Source organism: Microbacterium sp. zg.Y1084 (genome assembly GCF_024623595.1).
Classification (GTDB): domain Bacteria; phylum Actinomycetota; class Actinomycetes; order Actinomycetales; family Microbacteriaceae; genus Microbacterium; species Microbacterium wangruii.
In genome coordinates this window covers 21,090-27,338 of sequence record NZ_JANJGV010000015.1, presented here as the reverse complement: position 1 = coordinate 27,338, position 6,249 = coordinate 21,090, and the positions used below count along the sequence as shown (strand labels likewise).

Sequence of the window (6,249 nt, the reverse complement as noted above, 5' to 3'; positions counted from 1 at the left end):
TCGGCGGCCATAGCGAGAGGGAAACGCCCGGACACATACCGAACCCGGAAGCTAAGCCTCTCAGCGCCGATGGTACTGCAGGGGGGACCCTGTGGGAGAGTAGGACACCGCCGGACTTCTTCCGTGAGAAAGCCACCCAGAGTTGGGTGGCTTTCTCTCGTTAACGCGACAGTTCGTGCGCCATCCCGCGCGCGATAGCGTGGAGCGGTGACTGATCCGAACCTGCCCGAGCGCATCGGCGTCGTGCCCGAGCCCGCACTGCCGCAGCATCCCGACGTTCCCACGTGGCGCATGGCCACGCGTGACGACATCGACGCGATGCACAGCGTGCTGCTGGCCGCAGATCGTGTGGACCACCCCACGTGGACCACGCCGCGCCAAGACGTCGCCGACTCATTCGAGCTGCCGCACATCGACCACGAACGCGACACCGTGATCGGCTTCACCGCCGAGGGCAGCCCGGTCGCCGTAGGCAGTGTGTTCCTTCACCCGTCCCGGGACGTGCGTGTGCAGGTCGAGTTGCAGGGCGCGGTGCATCCCGATGTCCGCCGACGCGGCATCGGCACGCAGCTGGTCGCGTGGCAGCATGATCAGGCGCTCCGGCGCCTCGCTGAGGTCGACTCGCCCCTGCCCGGGGTGGTGAAGGCCTACGCCGAGGGCAGCAACGACGATGCCGCCGCCCTCTTCGAACGGCGCGGGCTGCAGGTCGAGCGCTGGTTCTCGACGATGGAGCGGGATCTGACCGCGCCCGCCGACGAGCGGCCGGCACCCGACGACATCACACTGGTGCCTTACACGGCCGATCGCGCGCTGGACGTGCTCGAGGCCCGCAACGACGCCTTCCGTGATCACTGGGGGAGCCTGCCCTCGCAGCGCGAAGGCTGGCTGAAGTTCGTGGAAGGGCCCTTCCTGCGCCCCGACCTGTCCACCCTCGCGCTGGACGGCGACCGCGTGGTGGCCCTGTGCCTCGCGTCGGTGAACGAGGACGACTGGGATGCGCTGGGAGCCTCCCACGCCTACATCGACCTCATCGGTGTCGTGCGCTCGCACCGCGGGCGGGGGCTGGCTCCGGCCGTCATCGCGCGGAGCCTGCGCGCCGCCGCCGATGCCGGCCTCGAGCGCGCGGTGCTCGACGTCGACACCGAGAGCCCGACGGGTGCCAACGCGCTCTACGAGCGTCTCGGGTTCGTCGCGACAGCGCGCGAGCGGGCGCTCGTGCGCCGGTACTGACCCGGCGTCACTGCGCCGACGGGCGACCCCGCAGCGGTGAGGTGGACTCGCGGACCGCGGCCCGCTCCCGGCCGGCGGGGTATTCGGCATCGAGCGCCTTCACGGCATCCTGCACGGTCGCCGCGTAGAGGTCGGCCCCGGTCGGGCCGGGGTGCACGCCGTCGCCGGCGAGCAGATCGGTGTGCGCGGCGATCGCATCGCTCCAGGTCGCGAGGCTGACATTGCTGCGGCCACGGGCGAACGCGCGCAGATCGTCGTTGACCCCGGGGATCCAATCGCGGGGCGCGAACGCGTCCACGAGCACGAGGCGCCGGTCGGGACCGGCGATGAGTGCCATCTCCTGCAGTGCTTCCGCCGGCACCGATCCGTTGGTGCCGAGTCCCACGACGATCACCGGGCGCAGCGCCCCGTGATCCTCCAGCGCCCGCAGCACGTCGAGCCCTGCCCACATCGAGCGTGAGACGGCGGCATCGATCGCGATGCCGGGGTAGCGCTCGAGCAGCGCCGGCGCCGACGCCAGCATGACCGAGTCGCCGACCGCGGTGATCTGGTCGCCGGTGATCGCCTCGTGCGCACCGGCGTCGTCGGGGGCCTCGGCGTCCGCTTCCGGGCCGCCCGAGGCGTGCGGCTCCGGGGAGGCGTCGGTCGACTCCTCCTGGTCCGCGTCGCGCCCGGCATCGGCGGACTCCGCCTCGGCACGGGCGGCGTCTTCCGCGCGCTGCCGCGCTTCGTCTGCGGCGGCCTGCAGCGCCGCGTGCCCCGCTTCGATCGCCGCCCCGCCGGTGGTCGCGGCGGGTGCCGTCGCGAGCGCTGCCGTCGTGCCGCTGAGCGCGATCGCCGCCGCGGTGAGGGCCGCGACGGCGCTGAAGCGGCGCCGGGGGTTGCTCGCGAGCCGCCCGCGCAGCTCGCGCAGCGCTGCGCGGAAGCCGTGTCGGCGGACGGGGGTCTCCACCCACCGGTACGACGCCTCTGCGGCGATGAGGGTCACGGCCAGCGCGATCGCGCCCGCCCAGGGCGGCGTGGCCGTGTCGGGGCCGCGGCCCGTGGCGGCGTACGCCACCAGCACGACCACGGGCCAGTGCCAGAGGTAGAGGCCGTACGACCGCTCGCCCACCCACCGCAGCGGCGCCATATCCAGCGCCGGACCCAGCCGCGAGCCGGGCCGGGTGGCGGCGGCGATGGCGGCGACCGTCAGCGCCGACGCCGCCACCAGCACACCCGGATAGGTGAGCGCCCCCTCGAACACCGGCAGCGCCGCGAGTGCGAGGATGCCGACGACCGCCACCGTGCCCGCGATGTCCGTGCGCACTCGCGGCGCGCGGCGCCCGGCGGCATCCGAAGCGTCGGCCTGCAGCGCGACGGCGGTGGTCGACGCCGCGGCATCCGCCGCACGCGAGGCGACGCGGTGAGTGGCGAACGCCAGCGCGACGCCCAGCAGCAGCCCGAACGCGTGGGTGTCGGTGCCGAAGTAGACGCGGGTGGCAGCCGCCCCGCCCGCGATCAGCGCGGCGGCCCACACCGCCGAGCCGGCGGCGGCGATCGATGCCACCGTCACCCGCGCCCACCGGCGCGGCAGCAGCATGACGAGCGGCAGCAGCAGCGGCCAGAGCAGGTAGAACTGCTCCTCGACAGCGAGAGACCAGAGGTTGCCGAAGAGCTCGGGTGCGGTCGAGGCGAAGTAGTCCCCTCCGGCGATCACCGACGCCCAGTTGTATGAGAAGGTCGCCGCACCCAGCAGCTGCCAGTCCAAGCCCACCAGTACGTCCGCGCCGACCAGCCAGGCCACGCTCGCGCATACGGTGACCACCACCGCCAGCGCCGGGAGCAGGCGTCGAGCGCGTCGCCGCCAGAAGTCGCGCAGGCGGATGCGTCCGTGTGCGGACCGCTCCCGCAGCAGCAGCGAGGTGATGAGGAACCCGGAGATGACGAAGAACACGTCCACCCCCAGAAAGCCGCTGCGCAGCCCCCAGGAGGGGAACAGGTGGTAGACGACCACCAGGGTCACCGCGAGCGCGCGGAGTCCGTCGAGCCCCGCATGGCGCAGGGCGCGCGAAGTCATCGGTGCGTTCAAGACAGCTCGCAGGGGGTGGTGGCGGGGCGCGGCGCCGGTGTGGGCGGTGGCGGCCAAAGACCCTCCCAGTCTAGGTCGGGGCGGCCTCCGAGTCTGAGCGCGCAGGGAGAGTCTGCGACCCCGGCGATTTCTCCGGCCGACCCCGGGCGCGGCGCCCCCCGGCGCAATAGGCTGGCCGCAGGCGCACGACTCCCACGGAGGATGAAATGACCGGAACGATCGTTGTCGGAGTGACCGAAGCCCCCGCTGCACGCAGGGCCGTCGAGTGGGCGACGCGTCGAGCCATTCAGCGTCGCCAGAAGGTGGAGCTCGTGAGCGTCGTCGGCGGCGCGATCGGCACCGTCGGCGAGGGCGCGGTGATGGACCTGGTGCTCGACGCCGCCCAGCGCATGCTGCAGGCCGAAGCGGCGCGGGTCGCCGAAGCGGGCGTCGAGGTGACGACGCGGGTGGATGCCGGAAACCCGGTGACGACCCTCGCCGAGGCATCCGAGCGTGCCGCGCTGCTCGTGATCGGCAGCGACTACCGGGGTCCGGGATCAGGCCCCGCACGCGGGGCGCACGGCATCCGCATCGTCGCCGCCTCGCACTGCCCGGTCGTGGTCGTGCCCGACATCGAGATCCACGACCGCGCCGGCGTCATCGTCGGCGTCGACGGTTCGCCGGTGTCGGAGCATGCGATCGCCTTCGCCGCAGCCGAGGCCGACCGTCTGGGTGAGCCGCTCACCGCGGTGTGCGTGTGGACGCCGGTGGCGATGCCGCGCAACGCCACGATGGTCTACCCCGACCTGTACCTGAAGAACATGCAGCAGGCGGCCACCGAGGCCCTCGCCCTGTCGATGGCGGGTCTGCGGTCGCAGTACCCCGACCTCGTCATCGAGGAGCGTGCGGTGGAGGGGCACCCCTCCGCGGTGATCAACGACCTCGCCGCCGGCGCCAAGCTGGCCGTCATCGGCACGCACGGGCGCAACGCGCTCGCGCGGTTCCTGCTCGGCTCGGTCAGCCACGAGGTGCTGCAGCGGCTGGCCACGGTCACGGTCGTCACGCGCTGACGGGCCCGGCGCCGACGCGAATTAGGATGTCGGGGTGCGCATCCGTCTCGACATCGCCTACGACGGCACGCACTTCCGCGGGTGGGCGCGTCAGCCCGGACTGCGCACCGTGCAGGGCACGATCGAGGATGCCGTCACGCGGATCCTCGGCGGCTCGCCGCGCCTGGTCGTCGCCGGGCGCACGGATGCCGGCGTGCACGCGACCGGGCAGGTGGCGCACCTCGACCTCGACGACGGGCAGCTGCACCGCCTGCGCTCGCGGCGCGGGCGGCGGCGTGACGACCGAGTGGATGCCGCAGACGCCGCGGTCGACGATGACGACAGCGAACGCGTGGCGGCGCTCGCCGCCCGCATCGGCGGCGTGCTGGGCCAGTACCCCGACGCGGTCGTGCGGCGCACGTCCATCGCGCCGGAAGGCTTCGACGCCCGGTTCTCGGCGAACAGCCGCCGCTACGAGTACCGCATCGCCGATCTCGCCACCGGCTACGACCCGCTCGAGCGCCACCGCACCACCAGCGTGCGCGCTCACCTCGACGTCGCCGGGATGGACGCCGCCGCGCGCTCGCTGATCGGGTTGCACGACTTCGCCGCGTACTGCAAGCCGCGTGACGAGGCGACGACCATCCGCACCCTGCTGGAGTTCGGGTGGCATCGCGACGACCTCGGCGTGCTCGTGGCATCCGTCAAGGCCGACGCGTTCTGCCACAGCATGGTGCGTGCGCTGGTGGGCGCCTGCGTGGCGGTGGGCGAGGGCCGTCTCAGCCCCGCCGACGTCGTCACCCTGCGCGACGACGCGGTGCGCACGAGCGAGTTCAAGGTGCTGGCCGCGCGCGGGCTCACCCTCACCGAGGTGGGGTACCCCGCCGATGATCTGCTCGCCGCACGCGCCGCCCAGACGCGCAACCGCCGCGACGCCGAATAGCGTTCAGCCACCGCACGTGCAACCGTCACCTCGCGGCCAGGCGTCGGGCATACGCTGGGACTCACGATGAGACTCATCTCGTACAACCTGCGCAAGCACCGCGCCGCCGGCGAACTGTCGGAGCTGGTCGAACGGCACGCGGCCAACGTGCTGTGCCTGCAGGAGGCGGTGACGGCGGAGCTGCCCCGGCAGATCGGCGGCCTCACTCTTGCCGACTCCACCCGCCGCAACAGGCTGGGCCTCGCGGTGTACTACCGCGACAACACGTTCCGCGTGCTCGAGGCGCGCTCGATGTCGCTGAAGAAGTCGCTGCACGACCGTGTGCTCAAGCCCGCAGAGGAGCGGATGCTGGGCGTGCGGCTGCGCGACATCGACAACAACCGCGAGTTCATCGTCGCCTCGTTCCACGCCGCGCCGCTGACGGCGCTGAACTCCTTGCGCCGCCATCAGATCAAGGCGGCGCTGACCGAGCTGGCGGATCTGGGCGACTCGCTGCCCACCCTGATGGTCGGGGACTACAACTACCCCGTCTTCAAGGAGAGCCTGGGCCAGAAGGTGCGGGAGCACGGCTACGAACTCACGCTGAGCGACATGCGCACCTACACGCGGTACAAGTTCTTCCGCGGTCACTACGACTTCGCAACGTCGGTCGGCTTCGACATCGAGCGGGTCACGACGCTTCCGCAGGGCCGCAGCGACCATCTGCCGATCCTCGTGACAGCGACCCCCTCGTCGCTGTCACGCGCGGCTGACGACGCCGCGTAACAGGGTGTGGGCGCTGCAGCCGGCCCGAGTCCCCCAAACTCGTGGCCGGCTGACAGCTACCCCCTGTGAGACGATCCCCACGTCGTCACTCAGGCAATTGAAACGGGCGGAAGTCGAGCCTTGAGGCTCTTGCGGGAAAGTTGCGCTAGAACTGTGGGTCTTTATCTAACGCTGAGACTGGAGGCGTCGATGGCGGTGCGTCGGGGGACCTG

5 protein-coding genes and 1 rRNA gene are annotated in these 6,249 nt (G+C 72.0%); 5 read left to right on the top strand and 1 reads right to left on the bottom strand.

The window, feature by feature from the left end:
* Together rrf and NQ165_RS14465 are read left to right on the top strand one after the other, a co-directional pair.
* Positions 1–116, top strand: a 5S ribosomal RNA gene (rrf, locus tag NQ165_RS14470).
* Positions 117–207: 91 nt separating this feature from the next.
* Complete coding sequence (locus tag NQ165_RS14465; protein WP_257534083.1) at positions 208–1,230, top strand: GNAT family N-acetyltransferase; 1,023 nt, start codon at positions 208–210, stop codon at positions 1,228–1,230.
* 7 nt (positions 1,231–1,237) lie between these two features.
* On the opposite strand, the gene NQ165_RS14460 is transcribed toward NQ165_RS14465, so the two are convergent.
* The gene (locus tag NQ165_RS14460; protein WP_257534082.1) at positions 1,238–3,289 is read right to left on the bottom strand and encodes an acyltransferase family protein; all 2,052 of its coding nucleotides are present in this window, start codon (positions 3,287–3,289) and stop codon (positions 1,238–1,240) included.
* A gap of 218 nt (positions 3,290–3,507) precedes the next feature.
* Here NQ165_RS14460 and NQ165_RS14455 point away from each other — a divergent pair, with 218 nt between their 5' ends.
* The 3 genes from NQ165_RS14455 (at position 3,508) to NQ165_RS14445 (ending at position 6,037) form a co-directional block, all read left to right on the top strand.
* On the top strand, positions 3,508–4,350 hold the full coding sequence (locus tag NQ165_RS14455; RefSeq protein ID WP_257534079.1) for a universal stress protein: 843 nt from the start codon (positions 3,508–3,510) through the stop codon (positions 4,348–4,350).
* A gap of 34 nt (positions 4,351–4,384) precedes the next feature.
* Positions 4,385–5,272, top strand: coding sequence for a tRNA pseudouridine(38-40) synthase TruA (locus NQ165_RS14450; protein ID WP_257534077.1), 888 nt, complete (start codon positions 4,385–4,387; stop codon positions 5,270–5,272).
* Positions 5,273–5,338: 66 nt separating this feature from the next.
* Positions 5,339–6,037: an endonuclease/exonuclease/phosphatase family protein gene (locus NQ165_RS14445; RefSeq protein WP_257534075.1), complete on the top strand. Its 699-nt coding sequence runs from the start codon at positions 5,339–5,341 to the stop codon at positions 6,035–6,037.
* The last annotated feature ends 212 nt before the right edge of the window (positions 6,038–6,249 follow it).